At 68.9% G+C, this 16,242-nt stretch carries 12 protein-coding genes and 1 tRNA gene; 3 read left to right on the forward strand and 10 right to left on the reverse strand.

Translation table 11 applies throughout. The features are described from left to right. Window positions 1-16: 16 nt before the first annotated feature. Window positions 17-289, reverse strand: a complete 273-nt coding sequence (gene secE, locus FFS56_RS17915) for a preprotein translocase subunit SecE (protein WP_021201065.1) — start codon at window positions 287-289, stop codon at window positions 17-19. Window positions 290-329: 40 nt separating this feature from the next. Next, window positions 330-402, reverse strand: a tRNA-Trp gene (locus FFS56_RS17920). Between the two features lie 195 nt (window positions 403-597). On the opposite strand from FFS56_RS17920, the gene FFS56_RS17925 reads away from it, so the two are divergent. Both FFS56_RS17925 and FFS56_RS17930 read left to right on the forward strand, forming a co-directional pair. Next, window positions 598-2,421: an HSP90 family protein gene (locus FFS56_RS17925; protein WP_171011040.1), complete on the forward strand. Its 1,824-nt coding sequence runs from the start codon at window positions 598-600 to the stop codon at window positions 2,419-2,421. A 21-nt stretch (window positions 2,422-2,442) separates the two neighbouring features. Then, on the forward strand, window positions 2,443-5,241 hold the full coding sequence (locus FFS56_RS17930) for a hypothetical protein (protein ID WP_127012563.1): 2,799 nt from the start codon (window positions 2,443-2,445) through the stop codon (window positions 5,239-5,241). Between the two features lie 26 nt (window positions 5,242-5,267). Here FFS56_RS17930 and poxB read toward each other — a convergent pair whose 3' ends face one another. Then, the gene (gene poxB / locus FFS56_RS17935; protein WP_046747860.1) at window positions 5,268-6,992 is read right to left on the reverse strand and encodes a ubiquinone-dependent pyruvate dehydrogenase; all 1,725 of its coding nucleotides are present in this window, start codon (window positions 6,990-6,992) and stop codon (window positions 5,268-5,270) included. A gap of 176 nt (window positions 6,993-7,168) precedes the next feature. On the opposite strand from poxB, the gene FFS56_RS20640 reads away from it, so the two are divergent. Continuing rightward, window positions 7,169-7,339, forward strand: coding sequence for a hypothetical protein (locus tag FFS56_RS20640; RefSeq protein WP_164734110.1), 171 nt, complete (start codon window positions 7,169-7,171; stop codon window positions 7,337-7,339). Window positions 7,340-7,361: 22 nt separating this feature from the next. On the opposite strand, the gene FFS56_RS17940 is transcribed toward FFS56_RS20640, so the two are convergent. The 7 genes from FFS56_RS17940 to gabT form a co-directional block, all read right to left on the reverse strand. Beyond that, entirely contained in the window at window positions 7,362-7,799 is a 438-nt protein-coding gene (locus FFS56_RS17940) for a pyridoxamine 5'-phosphate oxidase family protein (protein ID WP_046747859.1), read from the reverse strand. Between the two features lie 111 nt (window positions 7,800-7,910). Next, window positions 7,911-9,275, reverse strand: coding sequence for an NAD-dependent succinate-semialdehyde dehydrogenase (locus tag FFS56_RS17945; protein ID WP_058632128.1), 1,365 nt, complete (start codon window positions 9,273-9,275; stop codon window positions 7,911-7,913). A gap of 99 nt (window positions 9,276-9,374) precedes the next feature. Then, window positions 9,375-10,841, reverse strand: coding sequence for an NAD-dependent succinate-semialdehyde dehydrogenase (locus FFS56_RS17950; protein ID WP_137772203.1), 1,467 nt, complete (start codon window positions 10,839-10,841; stop codon window positions 9,375-9,377). A gap of 22 nt (window positions 10,842-10,863) precedes the next feature. Further along, window positions 10,864-12,411 carry an APC family permease gene (locus FFS56_RS17955; RefSeq protein ID WP_046747856.1) on the reverse strand — a complete coding sequence of 516 codons (1,548 nt, stop codon included), beginning with the start codon at window positions 12,409-12,411 and terminating at the stop codon, window positions 10,864-10,866. Further along, window positions 12,411-13,295: a universal stress protein gene (locus FFS56_RS17960; RefSeq protein ID WP_045264684.1), complete on the reverse strand. Its 885-nt coding sequence runs from the start codon at window positions 13,293-13,295 to the stop codon at window positions 12,411-12,413. Before FFS56_RS17960 ends, FFS56_RS17955 begins: the two co-directional genes overlap by 1 nt. Beyond that, window positions 13,295-14,677: an NAD(P)/FAD-dependent oxidoreductase gene (locus tag FFS56_RS17965; protein ID WP_127012565.1), complete on the reverse strand. Its 1,383-nt coding sequence runs from the start codon at window positions 14,675-14,677 to the stop codon at window positions 13,295-13,297. The genes FFS56_RS17960 and FFS56_RS17965 overlap by 1 nt, the downstream gene beginning before the upstream one ends. Before the next feature lie 107 nt (window positions 14,678-14,784). Further along, window positions 14,785-16,152, reverse strand: a complete 1,368-nt coding sequence (gene gabT / locus FFS56_RS17970; RefSeq protein ID WP_046747854.1) for a 4-aminobutyrate--2-oxoglutarate transaminase — start codon at window positions 16,150-16,152, stop codon at window positions 14,785-14,787. Window positions 16,153-16,242: the final 90 nt, after the last annotated feature.

Consider the following 16,242-nt stretch of genomic DNA (forward strand, 5'->3'; position numbering starts at 1 on the left):
CGAGCCGCGGGGGTCATCAGCCAGGGATTCCGAACACCCAGTGCGCCAAGAGCCCGAAGGCGAAGTCCAAGCCGTAGACGATGCCCATGACGATGATCACGAAGACGAGCACCACCCCGGTGAACTTGAACAGCTCCTTGCGAGTCGGGGTGACGACCTTGCGGAGCTCGGCGATGACCTGGCGGATGAACAGGGCGATGCTCCCGAAGAACCGGGAGAAGGGGTTGCCCTTCTTCTCGCGGGTGGCGCCGGCCGCGACGACCTCGCCGCGCGGTTCGTCCTGATCCATCCTGAATGTACCTTTCGTGTGTCAGCGTTGCGCTGACGCGCAGGGCGGACAGGAATCGAACCTGCAACCTGCGGTTTTGGAGACCGCTGCTCTGCCAATTGAGCTACCGCCCTAGAGACCGGGAGGTCTCGGGGTGCTCTCCCCACCCTGCCACCGCGACTGCGACCCGGAGACCCCAGGCACGGCGAAAGAATGCAGAGAACAACTGCCCCACAAGCATACGGCATCGATGCGGCGGCGCCGAACCGGGATGGCGATGGCGTGTTCTTGTTAGGCTCGGCGAGCGTATGCAGGAGGAGGGAGCGCCGGTGAGCGCTGAAGTGCAGCAGTTCCAGGTGGATCTGCGCGGAGTCGTCGATCTGCTCAGCCGGCACATCTACTCCAGTCCTCGCGTGTACCTGCGGGAGCTGCTGCAGAACGCCCGCGATGCGATCACCGCCCGCCACGAGGTCGACGGCGGAGGCGGCCACATCCGGATCACTCCGCTGACCGCGGAGAACGGCGAGTTCGTGCTGCGCGACGACGGCGTGGGGCTGACGTCCGCCGAGGTCGCCGACCTGCTGGCGACCGTCGGACGCAGCTCCAAGCGCGACATCTTCGACCTCCCGCGCAGCGACTATCTCGGCCAGTTCGGCATCGGTCTGCTGAGCTGCTTCATGGTCGCCGACACGATCGTCATCCGCTCCCGCAGCGCCCGCGGCGGCGCTTCGGTCGAGTGGACGGGGAGCGCGGACGGCACGTTCCAGGTGACGGAGATCGACGAGGAGCTGCCGATCGGGACCAGCGTGCATCTCGTCCCGCGGTTCGACGCCGACGAGCTGCTGCGTCCCGTAGCCGTGCGCGAGCTGGCCACGACGTTCGGCGAGTTCCTCCCTGTGCGCGTCACGATCGACACCGCGGCCGGCGATGTCGACATCACCAGGGACGCCCCGTTCCTGCACGCCGCACAGCACCCTGAGGCCGCCGTCGACTTCGGTCGCGACCTTCTCGGTGCGAGTCCGCTCGACGTCATCGAGCTCAGCGAGCCGGCGACGGGCACCCGGGGCCTCGCCTACGTGCTGCCGTTCGCGCCGCCGCCCGGCGCACGCCAGGCGACCCGCATGTACCTCGGCCGGATGCTGCTCTCCGAACGCGTCGACGATGTGCTCCCCGACTGGGCCTTCTTCGTGCGGGCCGTGGTCGACTCCACCGGACTCGCCCCGACCGCGAGCAGGGAATCGCTCGTCGAGGACGCCGCCCTCGAGCGCGTGCGCGAGCAGCTGGGCGCCGGGATCCGCCGCTGGGTGCTGGAGCTGGGGCTGCGCGAACCGCACCGTCTCGCCCAGTTCGTCGCCGTGCACGAGGTCGGGCTCAAGTCGCTGGTGCGCCACGACGAAGAGCTCTCCCACTTCATCTCGCGCTGGCTGACCGTCGAGACCACGCACGGCGCCATGCGCATCGGCGACCTCGTCGAGCGATACCCGCACATCAGGTACGCGCAGACAGTGGACGAGTTCCGGCAGGTGGCAGGCATCTCTCCCGCAGACGAGGTGCTCGTCAACGGCGGCTACCTCTACGATTCCGACCTCATCCGGATGCTGCCGGACCTGTACCCCCACGTCACCGTCGAGCAGGTGGACGTCACGGGCGAACTCGACCGGCTCGACCCGCCGCCCCTCGACGACCGCGACTCCGCGGTGGCGCTGGAGGCCCGTGCCGGTGCGGTGCTCGCGGCGTCCGACTGCTCCGTTGTCGTGCGATCCATCGATCGCCCCGACCTCGCCGCCCTCTACGTGGCCGACCCCGAGGTGCTCAGGGCGATCGACCGCGGCCGCACCAAGGGCATCACCGGATCACTCTGGGGCGGCGTGCTCGACCGCATCGACCAGACCCTGTCCTCCGCCAGGGAGGAGGATCTGCGCGCCCGACTGTGCCTGAACTGGTCGAACAGGGTGGTGCGCGCCCTGGTGAGGGTGCAGGATGAGGCGGTCTTCGCCCGCACCGTGCAGCTGCTCTACATCCAGGCGCTCCTGGCCGGGCATCACCCGCTCGCCGACGCCGACCGGGCGCTGATGACCAGCGCCCTCTCCGACCTCGTCTCGCTCTCGGCCGGTCTGGAGGGAGACACCCTTCCCTTCGGCGACGCCCGCTGACCCTCCCGAAAGGCTCTGTCCATGGCACGTCCGAAGAAGCGCTTCCAGCAGCTGATCGAGGAGATCGATCGCACTCCCTGGGGTCCCGCAGAGCAGGCTCTGGTCTCCGAGGCAGTGGCCCTCGCGGTGGAGATCGGCGACGAGCGGCTCGAGTACGAGGCCAGGATGCGCCAGACGGCCTCGGCGAACATGAACGGTGCGACCGACGTCATGCTGAACTCGTTCGCGTGGTGCCTCGCTCATCACGACGCGGACCCGCAGCGCTTCCCCGCCGACCTCGACAACGGCGGCGCCGATCTGATGTGGCAGTTCAAGTGGATGGCCTCGTCGCTGAGGTCCTCTCCGGCTTTCTCCCAGGAGCAGATCGCCGCCGTCCTCGACGACATGGAGTCTCACTACCGTGCCGCAGGTCTCGGCGTCAGCGGTGTGCTCACGGCTCGTTTCGAAGACGCCTGGGATGCCGGACGCATGGACGAGGCCGAGGCGCTCCGCGTGCAGCTCGAGGCCACGCCGCGCGACGACCACAGCCACTGCGACGCGTGCGGACGCAGCCAGTTCGCCGGATTCTTCGCCGACACCGATCGCGACGCCGAGGCGATCGTGTTGGTCGAGGAGATGATCGAAGGCGGCTTCTCCTGCGGCGAAGAGCCGGAGCACGCCCTGTCCCGCGTGCTGCTCCCCTATCTGCGCGCCGGACGTCTCGAGGAGGCGAAGACAGCCCACCTGCGCAGCTACCGCCTCGCCAAGGACAACCCGGACAACCTGCGCATCGTCGCCAACAACATCGTGTTCGCAGCCGTCACCGGGAACGAGGCACGTGCTCTCGCCCTGGTCGAGAAGCACATCTCCTGGCTCGCGCACGACGGCCTGAACGTCGACGCGCACTTCGCCGCTCTCGCCGCCCTCGCCGTGGCGCTCGACCGCGTCACGGCAGCCGGGCACGGCGACACCCCGGTGCGCGGAGCCGACTCCCCCGCGCTCGTGCCGTTCTTCGGCGAGCACGACGGCGCCTGGGGCGCGGCCGACCTGGCTGCCGCCTCGTGGGCCGCCGCCGAGCGGATCGGCCGAGGCTTCGACGAACGCGACGGTACCGAGGGCCACGCCCGCAGCCTGCAGCGGATGCGTGGACTCGCGAAGGAGAGCTACGACGTGCCGATCCGGTCCGACGCCTTCATCACCCCTGCTTCCACCACCGCCCCGGTCGACGCAGAGGGCTGGTTCGAGCGCGCCATGCAGCTCGCGCAGTTCGGCGCCGAGCACGAGACGCTCGAAGCCCTGCCCCGCGCCCTCGAAGTCGAAGATCCCGCCAAGCGCGCCCAGCTGCTGTCCATGCGGCTGGGGATCCTGGTCGCACTGGAGCGCGCGGACGAGGCCCTGCAACTGCTGCCGGAGCGCATCGCCGCACTCCGCGCCGCTGGGCACGAGGCGCAGGCCGACCTCGAGGAGCGCATCGGACTCGCGACATTCGGCCTGAACACGCCGGAGACGACCGCCGCTCTGGAAGAGGAGATCGGCGCATCGGACGAGCTTCCCGCGTGGACGCGCGGTGATCTCGCGATCAGCCGCGCGGCCCTGCACCTGCAGTCCGGCGAGCCGGACGCCGCGCTGGACCACGCGGAGGTGGCCGCCCGGTCATTCGCCGAAGCGGACGACACCCGCCTGACGAACACCACGACGCTGGTGGCCATCTCGGCCGTGCTGAGCAAGGGCGATCTCGAAGCCGGCAGCGCGTTGCTGGACCGCTTCCTCGCCCAGGACGACGTCCGCACGGGGCACCGGGCGCAGGCCCTGCAGACCCGCGCACGCGTGCGCGGTGGCACCAGCTCGTATGCCGAGGGGGCGGTCGACGCCGACGAGTCCTGCCGCCTGCTCGCCGAACTGGGAGCGACCCGTGCGCTCGGCGACGCCCATCTGCTCGCCGGCGCGCTCTGGGAGGACGCCGACGAGCCGGAGAAGGCCGTCTCGCGCTATCGCCTCGCCGCTCGCCTCGGCGGCGACGCGGGAGGCGACACGACCGGACTGGACTTCCGACTCGCCCGCGCCATGCTGCGGGTCGGTGATGCGGAGGAGGCCGCCGAGCTCTTCGGAGATGTGCTGCAGCGCGAGGAGGAGGCCGACGTCCCCGCCGGTTCTCGAGCGATGACCGCTTCGATGCTCGCCCGCGCATTGAGTGCGGCCGGGGAATTCGGCCAGTCGGTGGGCGCCCACGGCTACGCCTCCGAGTTGTTCGGGCAGGCCGAGGAGCACGCCGAGCAGGCGATGGCGATGACCGAGCAGGCGAAGATCCTCGCGCGTTTCGACGAGCACGACGATGCGATCGCCCTGCTCGAATCCGCGGCCGAGACCGTCCGACGCGCGCCGGATGCCGTCGGAGCGCTCACCGAGGTGCTGCACAGCCTCGGGCAGGCCTACGGCGGGCGCGGCGACGAGCGGGCGTTCGCTCTCTTCGACGAGGTCGCCGCCCTCGCACAGCAGCACGACGCCGGGTGGCTGCTCGCCGATGTCACCGATTCACGGGCACGCGCTCTGGCTGAGCTCGGACGCATCGACGAGGCCGTGTCGGCCGCGCTCACCGCGGCCGACGGCTTCGCTGCACTGGGAGACCTGGGGGCGGCCGGAAGCTCCGAGCTGTTCGCCGCGCGGGTGCTCGCCGGCAACGACCGCTCAGCCGACGCCGTGCCGGTGTACCGCAGCGCGATCGATCACGCGGCCGGCCACCCGCCGCTGCTGCAGGTCGCGGCCCTCGAACTCGGCAACGTGTTCGAGGCGCTCGGGCGGCACGGCGAGGCCGCCGAGATCCGCGCCCACCTGGAGAGCTGAGCGTCGGATCCCGGCGTGGCGCCGGCTCAGAAGAGCTGGCGCCAGTTCGCCTTCGCGAGGTCGAGAAGCTCGTCCCCGCGTCCGGACATCACGGTGCGGATCGCATAGAGCGCGAAGCCCTTGACCTGCGCGGCCTCGATCGCCGGCGGCATGGACAACTCCTGCCGCTCTGTGACCACGTCGAGCAGGGCCGGACCGTCGTGAGCCAGCACCTCGCGCACGGCATCAGGGAGGTCTTCGCTGCGCTCCACGCGACGGGCGAAGATGCCCATGGCTTCGGCGATCGCGGCGAAGCTGGGGTTGTCCAGTCCTGTGCCGTAGGTGACGAAGCCGGCGGCCTTCATCTCGAGCTCGACGAAGTTCAGCGACGAGTTGTTGACCACGATCGTCTTCACCGGGAGCTTGTTCTGCGTCAGCGTGAGCAGCTCGCCGAGCATCATCGCCAATCCGCCATCGCCCGCGAGTGCGACGACCTGACGGTCGGGGTGGGCGACCTGCGCACCGATGCCGTGCATCAGCGCGTTCGCCATCGAGCCGTGGGTGAAGGAGCCGATCAGGCGCCGGTTCTCGGTCATCGAGAGATAGCGCGCCGCCCACACGGTCGGTGACCCGACATCGGCGGTGAAGATCGCGTCATCGGTCGCGTACTCGTCCAGGAGCCTGGCGAGGTACTGCGGATGGATGGGGCGCTTCCCCTTCGCCGGCACCGCCAGCTCGTCGAGCTTCTTGCGGGTCTTGCGGTAGTGCGCGATCGCGTCGTCGAGGTGACCGCGATCGTCCTTGCGCGCGATCCTCGGCAGCAGCGCCTCGGCCGTGGCCCGGACGTCGCCGACCAGTCCCAGATCGAGCGGATGCCGTTTGCCGAGCTGTGCGCCGCGAATGTCAACCTGGATCGTCTTCGCACCGTCAGGGTAGAACTGCTCGTACGGGAAGTCGCTGCCGAGCACCAGCAGCGCGTCGGCGGCCTCCATCGCGCGGTAGCCGGACGCGAAACCGAGCAGTCCCGTCATCCCGACGTCGAAGGGGTTGTCGTACTCGATGAACTCCTTGCCGCGAAGGGCGTGGACGATGGGAGCACCCAGCTTGTCGGCGAGCGCGATCACCTCGTCGTGGGCGCCTTCGACCCCGGCGCCGGCGAGGATCGTGACGTTCTTCGCCGCGTTCAGCAGCGTCGCCGCCTTCTCGAGCTCTGCGCCGTTGGGGACCACCACGGGGCGGGCGCGCTCGATCACGACGGCGCGGTCGTCGGCGATGTCGGCGAGGGCGACGTCACCGGGGATCACGAGGACGGCGACACCGCGCTCCTCGATCGCTGCGCGCATGGCGATCTCCATCAGGCGCGGCATCTGCTTCGGGTCGGCGACATACTCCACGTACACGCTGCACTCGCGGAAGAGCTCCTGCGGGTGCGTCTCCTGGAAGTACCCGGTGCCGATCTCGGTCGTGGGGATGTGCGCGGCGATCGCGAGCACGGGGACGCGGGAGCGGTTCGCGTCGTACAGGCCGTTGATGAGATGCAGGTTGCCCGGCCCGCAGGAGCCCGCGACCACGGCGAGCTCGCCCGTGGTGGCGGCATCGGCGGCGGCGGCGAAGGCGGCGGACTCCTCGTGCCGCACATGCACCCAGCGGATCGTGCCGTCCTTGCGGAGCGCGTCCGTGAAGCCGTTCAACGAGTCCCCGGGAATGCCGTAGACACGGTCGATCCCGTTGGCGTGCAGAGTCTTGACGATGTTCTCAGCGACGTTTGCCATGCTTCGACCCTACGCCCGGGGGCGGGCGCGAGGCTCGTCCGGACCCGTGACAGATGTCACCCGAAATGGCGACGTCTGGCACTGTCTCCACAACCGCACTCGATCTAGCCTCTGACCATCAGAAGAACCGGAGTGCTGTACCGATCCGGAGCAGTACGGCAAGGAGAGGAACTCCCATGAACGAATTCGCCATCGGGGACACCGTGCAGATCACTGGACCGACGATGACAGGCAATGTCGGGACGGTCGTCTCGATCGATGAGAAGCGGGGGAAGTTCCTCGTGCGGATCACCGATGTGACCCAGAACTACTTCACCCCGACCGACCTGAAGCTCTTCTCGGCCTGACGGTTATCGGCCTGACGGTCAGTCAGTACTCCTGGGGCCCGTCGAGCTCCGGCTCGGCACTGCGACGGAAGGCCCGCCCCGAAACCGACGTCGGGTCGATGCGCACGTAGACGCGTTTGAGGGTGGGGATCCATGGGCGGAGGCCGGCCGCATCCGCCCTGTGCACGTCGGCGTCCGATTCCAACGCACTCGCGTGGCCCCGCACGATCACGCTCCAGGCGTCCGTGTCGGTGTGGTCATCGACCTCGAACAGCACATCGGTGTTCACCGTGAGCTCGAACAGCTTGCTGCCGGGTGCGGTGCGGAACAGGATGCCGTCCCCGTCGACCACGAAGTTCACGGGGAAGATATCGATCGTCTCCCCCACGTGGGTGACGAGCCGGCCGAGCTCCTGCGTGCGGAGCCGCTCCCAGCTCTGTTCGGTGGTCAGCGTCTCGATGGGATCGGTGTGTGCGCTCATGCGGCCATTGTCCCTCACCCGGTGTCCCCGCCGACAGGGCGTCCGTCCCGCAACACGAGGCGGGCATGCGGAAGGCCCCTCGCGCTCTGCGAGGGGCCGTCCGTCGCACGCTCAGCCGATGCGGATGAGCTTCTTGTTGACGAACTCGTCTGCGGCGAGGTGTCCCAGCTCACGGGCGGTGCCGCTGCGCTTGACGCCGCCGAAGGGCAGTTCGGGGCTGTCCGCCAGCACGAGGTTGACGTAGACCATGCCCGCCTCGATCTTGTCGGCGACGCGCTCGGCCTGCTCCGCATCCGTCGTGAAGACGTACGAGCCGAGCCCGAACGTGGTGTCGTTCGCGAGCTCGACCGCTGCGTCCTCATCCGCCACGCGGTAGACGACGGCTGCCGGTCCGAAGAGCTCCTCACGGTAGACGTTCATCTCCGGCGTCACGTCGGCCAGCACGGTCGGAGCGAAGAACGCACCGTCGCGGGTGCCACCCGTGAGCAGCGTGGCGCCCTGCTCGACGGCCTGATCGATCTGCTTCTGCAGGTTCTCCGCCGCGGTCTCGGACGACACCGGACCGAGCACCGTGTCGTCGCGCATGGGGTCGGTCGCCTCGACCGCGGCCATCGCCGCCGTGAACTTCTCCACGAACGCGTCGTAGAGACCGTCGACGACGATGAAGCGCTTGGCGCCGTTGCAGGCCTGGCCGTTGTTGTCCAGACGCGCATCGACGCCGGCCTGGACGGTGGCGTCGAGGTCGTCGGTCGACAGCACGATGAAGGGGTCGGAGCCGCCCAGCTCGAGCGCGACCTTCTTGAGGTTGCGGCCCGCGATCTCGGCGACCGCGGCGCCTGCGCGCTCGGAACCGGTGAGCGAGACGCCCTGCACGCGCGGATCGGCGATCATGGTCGCGATCTGCTCGTTCGTGGCGAGCACGTTCTGGTAGGCGCCCTTCGGGAACCCGGCGTCGTGGTAGATCTTCTCGATCGCGGTCGACGACTCCGGGCACTGCGGTGCGGGCTTGAGCAGGATCGTGTTGCCCACGATGAGGTTGGGCGCGGCGAAGCGCACGATCTGGTACGCCGGGAAGTTCCACGGCATGATGCCGACGAGCGGACCGAGCGAGGAGCGGCGGATGATGGCCGACCCCTCCCCCAGGATCGCGATCGGCTGGTCGGCCATGATCGACTCCGCCTGGTCGGCGTAGTACTCGGCGATGTCCGCGGCGAAGTCGACCTCACCGAGCGCGGCCTCGCGGGGCTTGCCCATCTCGCGCACGAAGATGTCCGCGAGCTCCTCGCGGCGCTCGCGGTGCAGCTCGGCCGCACGGCGGACGAGGGCAGCGCGCTCTGCGACCGTCGACGAACGCGACCACCCGCGGTGGGCTTCGTCGGCCGCGGCCACGGCCTCTTCGATCTGAGCGTCGGTGAAGGTGTCGAAGGACGCCAGCGTCTCTCCGGTGGCGGGGTTGATGACGGCGTAGTCGGTCATGGTTGTCCTCTCGTGTGCGGGTCCCTTCGACAGGCTCAGGGACCCAGGCCGTTCGGGTGGGGTGGGCCCTTCGACAAGCTCAGGGACCCACCCGGAAGGTCAGGAGACCGGGATCAGCGTGTACTTGGTGGACAGGTACTCGTGGATGCCCTCGAAGCCGCCCTCGCGTCCGACGCCGGACTGCTTGACGCCTCCGAAGGGTGCGGCCGCATTCGAGACCACTCCCACGTTGAGACCCATCATGCCGGTCTCGAGCCCGTCGATCATCCGCTGCCCGCGCTGCAGGTTCTCGGTGAACACGTACGACACGAGCCCGTACTCGGTGTCGTTCGCCAGGCGCACGGCCTCTTCCTCGGTCTCGAAGGTCGCGATCGCGAGCACCGGTCCGAAGATCTCCTCGCGGAGGATCGCGCTTCCGGCGACCACGTCGGTGAGCACGGTGGGCTCGTAGAACGTGCCGGTGCCCTCGACGGCCTTGCCGCCGGCGAGCAGGGTCGCACCGCGTTCGACCGCATCGTCCACGAGCTCGCCGGCCTTGGCCACGGCGTCCTCGTCGATGAGCGGTCCGATCGCCACGCCCTCTTCCGTGCCGCGGCCGATCTTCATGCCGTTGACGCGCTCGGTCACGCGCTTGGCGAATTCCCCGGCGACGTCCTTGTGCACGATGAAGCGGTTCGCGGCCGTGCAGGCCTGGCCGATGTTGCGGAACTTCGCGGCCAGCGCACCGTCCACGGCCTTGTCGAGGTCGGCGTCGTCGAACACCACGAACGGAGCGTTGCCGCCCAGTTCCATCGACACGCGCAGCACGCCTTCGGCCGCCTGGGCGATGAGCTTGCGGCCCACCTCGGTCGACCCGGTGAAGGAGAGCTTGCGCAGGCGCGGGTCGGCGATGATGGGCGCCGACAGCGCACTCGACTTCGACGTCTGCACGACGTTCACGACACCGGCGGGAAGGCCTGCCTGCTCGAGCAGCGAGACGAAGTACATGGTCGTCAGGGGCGTGAGTGCCGGGGGCTTGATCACGACGGTGCAGCCCGCTGCGAGTGCGGGGGCGATCTTGCGGGTGGCCATGGCGAACGGGAAGTTCCACGGCGTCACGAAGAACGACGGTCCGACCGGGCGCTGCGATACGACCATGTGGCCGGTGCCCTCGGGGTTGATGCCGTAGCGACCGCTGATGCGCACGGCCTCCTCGCTGAACCAGCGCAGGAACTCCCCGCCGTAGCCGACCTCGCCACGTGCTTCGGCGAGAGGCTTGCCCATCTCGAGCGTCATGAGAAGGGCCAGATCCTCCTTGTGCTCCTGCACGAGGTAGAAGGACTTGCGGAGGATCTCGCTGCGCAGGCGCGGAGCCGTCGCGGCCCAGGCGTCCTGCGCGGCGACTGCGGCGTCGAGGGCGCGGATGCCGTCGCCGGGCGTCGCGTCGGCGATGGTGCGGATCACGGAACCGGTCGCGGGGTCCTTCACATCGAAGGTGCCGCCGGTCTCGCCGTCGATCCACTGGCCCCCGATGAAGAGTCCGGTGGGGATGCTGTCCAGGAGCGCCTGTTCGGTCTGAGTGCTCATGATTCTCTTTCTGTGAGGAGGGCTAGGAGCGCTTGCGTCGACTGGGCGGTGCGTCGATGCCCAGGGTCTGTCCGCGGAAGAAGGCGGGCCGTCTGATCGCGTTCCAGATCATGACGACGATGCCGACGACGATGATCAGCATGCCGAGGATGAACACGATGCCGACCCCGCCGATCTGCGAGCCGGAGCCGTAGGCCGGGTCCATCGAGTCGATCAGCGTGGTGAAGAACAGCACCGCGAGGATCGCGCCGCCGACCAGCGGGAACAGGAACGTGAAGAAGAAGTTCCGCGTCGAGTCGAACCACTGCTTGCGGAAGTACCAGACGCAGGCGAATGCGGTGATCCCGTAGTAGAAGCAGATCATCATGCCGAGCGTCAGGATGGTGTCCCACAGCGTGTCCTCGCTGACGATGCGCATCACGGCGTAGAAGGCCGATGCCACGATGGCGGAGGCGATGGTCGCGTACCCCGGGGTGAAGAACCGCGGGCTGACCTTCGCGAACGACTTGGGCAGTGCGCCGTAGTGCCCCATCGCCAGCAGGGTGCGCGCGGGGCCCACGAACGTGGACTGCAGCGACGATGCCGAACTGGTCAGCACCGCGAGCGACACGAGGAACGCGAGCGGGCCGAGGATCGGGCCGGAGAGGTGGAAGAACACATTCTCCTGGATGTCCTCGTTGCCGAGGCCCAACGCTCCGGTGCCGACGCCGGCGAACATGATCATCGCGACCGCCAGCAGCAGGTACAGGGAGACGATCATGAGCACCGTGACGGTGGCGGCACGCCCCGGGGTCTTCTCCGGATCCTTGGTCTCCTCGTTCATGGTGAGGGTGACGTCCCAGCCCCAGAATATGAAGATCGACAGGGAGAGGCCGGCGGCGACGGCGCTGAACGACGAGATCGCGAACGGGTTGAACCAGCCGAGGTCGAACGGCTGGTAGTCGAAGCCGTTGCCGTTCACCGCCTGCACGATCGCGGCCCCGGCGAAGAACAGCAGCACGAGGATCTGGAAGCTGACGAGCCAGTACTGCAGCTTCTGCGTCGTCTGCATGTCGCGGTACGAGATCCACGTCGCGCCGAGCATGAACAGCAGGCACACGCCGATGTTGATCCAGGTGACGCTCGCGAGGGAGGCGATGTCGGGGTTGCCCGTGATCTGCGAGATCAGCAGGAAGAGGAAGTCCACGGCGATGCCCGCGAGGTTGGACAGCACGAGGATCGTGGCGACGACGAGGCCCCAGCCGGCCATCCAGCCGACCCAGGGACCGAAGGCGCGGGCCGCCCAGGTGAACGACGTTCCGGAGTCGGGCATCCGGTTGTTGAGCTCGCGGTAGCCGAAGGCGACCAGGAGCATCGGGATGAACCCGACGAGGATGATCGCCGGGATCTGGGACCCGACGGTGGAGGCCACGGGTCCGACGGCCGCCGTGAACGTGTAGGCGGGCGCGATGCACGAGATGCCGATCACGACCGCGCCGATCAGGCCGACCGTTCCGGCGCTCAGGCCCTTGGTGGAGATCCCGGTGGTGACGCCGGATTCGGGCTCCGTCGCCCGGTGGGTGCTGCTCATCAGCGTTCTCCTGCTTCGTTGCGGGTGCGCGGGACGACGATCATGGGGACGGGCAGAACGTGCAGCATCTTCGCCGCCGTGGAGCCCAGGAACAGTCGGCGCGGCTGTGCCAGCCTGCTCGATCCGACCAGGATGACCTCACCGGGAAGCCAGGAGAGGTTCGCGACCGCATCCTCGACCGTGTCGCCTGGGGCCTTCTCGACCGCGGCGGTGCGCCCGTCCGGGAGGAGCTCGGTCGCCATCGCGAGAACCTCTCGACCGTGCGTGTCCCCTACGGTGCGGATGGCTCCCGTGTCGAGGCCGGGTGGCACGTCGAACGGCACGAGGGAGACGAGTCGCAGATCGACACCGCTGTCTCCGGCGAGCGACACCGCTTCGTCGAGCAGCGCGTCCGCGCCCGGCCGTGAGCCGACCGCGACCGTGACACGCGGGATGACGTGGTCGTCCTGCTGCGCCGTGCCGACGGGTGCCAGGGCCACCGGGATGGTCGACGAGTGCAGCAGCTCGGAGGCCACGCTGCCGAGACGGTGGCGTCCGAAGATGCCGCCGCCCGCCGCGCCGATCACGATCAGACGTGCGCCGAACTCCTCACCGGCGGCGATGAGCCCCTCGGCGAAGGACTCGGAGAAGCGGACGTGTCCGCTGCGGATCAGCTCCTGCGGCAACCGGACGACGGCGTCGCCGAGCCACTTCTTGGCCTGCGAGCGGATGTGCTCCTCGTAGGCGCGCTCCGGCGGCACCGCGGCGCTGCGCGTGCCTTCGTTGGGCAGCACGATCACCAGGTGCAGGGTCGCTCCCAGGCTGCGGGCGATGCGTGCACCCAGCGCTGCGGCATCCGCTCCCGCGTCCGTCGCCGTGTATCCGACGACGACCGACCCGGTCATCAGCTGCTGCTCTCGACAGCGCCGGCCTCACGACTCGCATCGACGATGTTGGAGGCGACCAGGTGTCCCATCCGGATCGCACCGTCCACGTGCTGATACCCGGCGCCTGCCATGTCGCTGCACGCGAAGTGGATCGGTCCGACCGCGCTGCGCAGGTCCGCGCCGTAGCGGTGCAGGCCGCCCATGTCGAAGCTGGCGGCATAGGCGCCGCGCGTCCACTCCTCGCTGCCCCAGTCGCTCTCGTAGTAGACGACCGGGTTCTTGGCCTCGGGGCCGTAGTAGTGCGACAGCGACTCGAGGATGCGCGCCTTGCGCTCCTCGGCCGAGAGCTCGAAGACACCGTCGGCGTTGGCGTCGGAGACGAAGCCGACCAGGGTGCCACGCTCATCGCCGTGGTTGGTGTTGTCGTAGGCCTCGTGCGACAGTTCGTACGGGCTGAACGCGGTGCCGCTGAGACCCTGCTCGCGCCAGAACGGCCGGTCGTACACGGCGTGCACCTTGATGACGAAGCCCATCGAGAGGTGCTGGTGCAGCTGGTGCTGGCGGCGCGGAAGCGGCGGGTCGAACGAGATGCGGCTGTAGAGAACCGGTGCGTGCGCGAGGATCGCGTGGCGGGCGCGCACGGTGAGCTCGTCGGTGACGGCGACCACACCGGCATCCGACCACTCGAGGCGGCGGACGGGCTGGTTCAACAGCACGTCGTCGCCCAGACGCTCGGCAAGGCGCAGCGGCACCTGCTGGAGACCGCCCACGACGCGCTTGTCGAGGATGAAGTCGGCGTCGACCAGGTTCGAGTAGGAACCGGCGGACGCGGCCATCAGGAGCGACTGCAGGAGCGAGAACGAGTGCGTGGGTTTGGTGAGCATCGCGGAGCCCGTGGCGAAGGCGAGGTTGCGCACGGCCTCGTCGTCGTCGGTCTGCGAACGCAGCCAGGCATCCCAGGTGATGGAGTCCCACTCCTCGGCCTTGGGGTGCGCCCACGGCTGATCGGGGTCGATCTCCGCGACCAGCGCGTCGAGGATGCCGGTGATGCGGGCGATCACGGCCTCGGTCTCCGGCGAGACGGGGAACATCTCCCCCGTGAAGCGGTGGGTCTTCCCGTCGGGTCCGACGTAGACGCTGTCACCCTCGCGGTAACGGCTGTAGGTCTCGAGGCCCAGCTCCTCGATCGTGTCCTTGAGCGCGTCCTGGTCGGGCGAGACCCACTGGCCGCCGATCTCGAGCATGGCACCGTCGATGACGTCGGTCCACAGGCGTCCGCCCACGCGGTCGCGGGCCTCCAGCACGGCGACCGACAGGCCGGCCTTGCGCAGGTCGTTCGCGGCCGTGAGGCCTGCGGCTCCGGCACCGATGATGAGTACGTCGCGGGTGATCTCAGACATCTGCAACTCCTTCGTTGGGGGAAGTAGTGCCGGTCGCGACCCGAAATCCCCCGATTGGGGTCGCGACCGGACAGGGGGTCAGGCCGCGCGGGAGCGCGGCCTGCATGTTATTCGGCGGCTGCAGCCAGGGCTGCGGCCACGATGTCGAGTCCTTCGTTCAGCAGGTCGTCGCCGATCGAGAGCGGAGGAAGGAAGCGGATGACGTTGCCGTAGGTGCCGCAGGTGAGGACGATGACGCCCTGCGCGATGCACGCCTTCGCGACGGCCGCCGTGAGAGCGGCGTTCGGTGCCTTGGTCTCGGGATCCACGAACTCGGCGGCGATCATGGCGCCGTGGCCGCGGATGTCTCCGACGCGCGGGTCGTTCTGCTGGATCGCGGTGAGACGGTCGATGAGGATGGTGCCGATCTCGCGTGCCCGCTCGATGACGCCGTCGTTCTCGAACACGTCGATCGAGGCGAGGGCCGCGGCACAGGCGATCGGATTGCCGCCGTAGGTGCCGCCGAGACCGCCGGAGTGCGAGGCGTCCATGATCTCGGAACGACCGGTGACGGCGGCGAGCGGGAGGCCGCCGGCGATGCCCTTGGCCGTGGTGATCAGGTCGGGCTCGATGCCGAAGATCTCGCTCGCGAACATGTGACCGGTGCGGGCGAAGCCGGTCTGCACCTCGTCGGCGATGAAGACGACGCCGTTCGCGCGGCACCAGTCGACGATCGCGGGGAGGAAGCCGTCGGCCGGGACGATGAAGCCACCCTCGCCCTGGATGGGCTCGATGATGACCGCGGCCAGGTTGTCGGCACCGATCTGCTTCTCGAGCTGGAGGATCACGCGGGCCGCGGCCTCGCGCCCGTCGAGTCCGTCGCGGAAGGGGTACGACATCGGCGCGCGGTACACCTCGGGGGCGAACGGGCCGAAGCCGCTCTTGTAGGGCATCGACTTGGCGGTGAGCGCCATGGTCAGGTTCGTGCGGCCGTGGTAGCCGTGGTCGAATGCGACGACGGCCTGGCGACCGGTGTGCTTGCGGGCGATCTTGATCGCGTTCTCGACCGCTTCGGCGCCCGAGTTGAACAGGGCACTCTTCTTGGCGAAGTCGCCGGGGGTGACGCGGTTGAGTGCTTCGGCCACGCCCACGTAGGACTCGTACGGCGAGATCATGAAGCAGGTGTGCGTGAACTGCGCGGCCTGAGCGGCGACGGCCGCAGCGACCTTGGGGTGCGCGTTGCCCACCGTGGTCACGGCGATGCCGGAACCGAGGTCGATGAGCGAGTTGCCGTCGGCGTCGACGACCACTCCGCCGCCCGCGGCGACGGCCGCGATCGGAACCGTGTGTCCGACACCCGCGGCGACGGCGTCCGCCTTGCGCGCGAGGATCTCGGCCGAACGGGGGCCGGGGAGGTCCGTGACCAGGCGACGCTCCTGCGGGAGGTCGGGTCCACCGAGAGGGACTGCGGGGGCTGCGGTGTCGAGGAGTGCCATGTTCGCGAGCGTACGGCGGTGACCGAGACTGCTGCATTCACCGGTCTGTACAATCTGTAGCGTCAGTTCGCCTGCGTGTACAAGTTCCGG

It is taken from the genome of Microbacterium sp. Beta (assembly GCF_005502545.1).
Lineage (GTDB): Bacteria > Actinomycetota > Actinomycetes > Actinomycetales > Microbacteriaceae > Microbacterium > Microbacterium oxydans.

What these genes read in the sequence shown, in the direction of transcription:
- secE (WP_021201065.1), bottom strand. Translation starts at nt 289, where the DNA reads ATGGATCAGGACGAACCGCGCGGCGAGGTCGTCGCGGCCGGCGCCACC.
- FFS56_RS17930 (WP_127012563.1), top strand. Translation starts at nt 2,443, where the DNA reads ATGGCACGTCCGAAGAAGCGCTTCCAGCAGCTGATCGAGGAGATCGAT.
- poxB (WP_046747860.1), bottom strand. Translation starts at nt 6,992, where the DNA reads ATGGCAAACGTCGCTGAGAACATCGTCAAGACTCTGCACGCCAACGGG.
- FFS56_RS20640 (WP_164734110.1), top strand. Translation starts at nt 7,169, where the DNA reads ATGAACGAATTCGCCATCGGGGACACCGTGCAGATCACTGGACCGACG.
- FFS56_RS17940 (WP_046747859.1), bottom strand. Translation starts at nt 7,799, where the DNA reads ATGAGCGCACACACCGATCCCATCGAGACGCTGACCACCGAACAGAGC.
- FFS56_RS17945 (WP_058632128.1), bottom strand. Translation starts at nt 9,275, where the DNA reads ATGACCGACTACGCCGTCATCAACCCCGCCACCGGAGAGACGCTGGCG.
- FFS56_RS17950 (WP_137772203.1), bottom strand. Translation starts at nt 10,841, where the DNA reads ATGAGCACTCAGACCGAACAGGCGCTCCTGGACAGCATCCCCACCGGA.
- FFS56_RS17955 (WP_046747856.1), bottom strand. Translation starts at nt 12,411, where the DNA reads ATGAGCAGCACCCACCGGGCGACGGAGCCCGAATCCGGCGTCACCACC.
- FFS56_RS17960 (WP_045264684.1), bottom strand. Translation starts at nt 13,295, where the DNA reads ATGACCGGGTCGGTCGTCGTCGGATACACGGCGACGGACGCGGGAGCG.
- FFS56_RS17965 (WP_127012565.1), bottom strand. Translation starts at nt 14,677, where the DNA reads ATGTCTGAGATCACCCGCGACGTACTCATCATCGGTGCCGGAGCCGCA.
- gabT (WP_046747854.1), bottom strand. Translation starts at nt 16,152, where the DNA reads ATGGCACTCCTCGACACCGCAGCCCCCGCAGTCCCTCTCGGTGGACCC.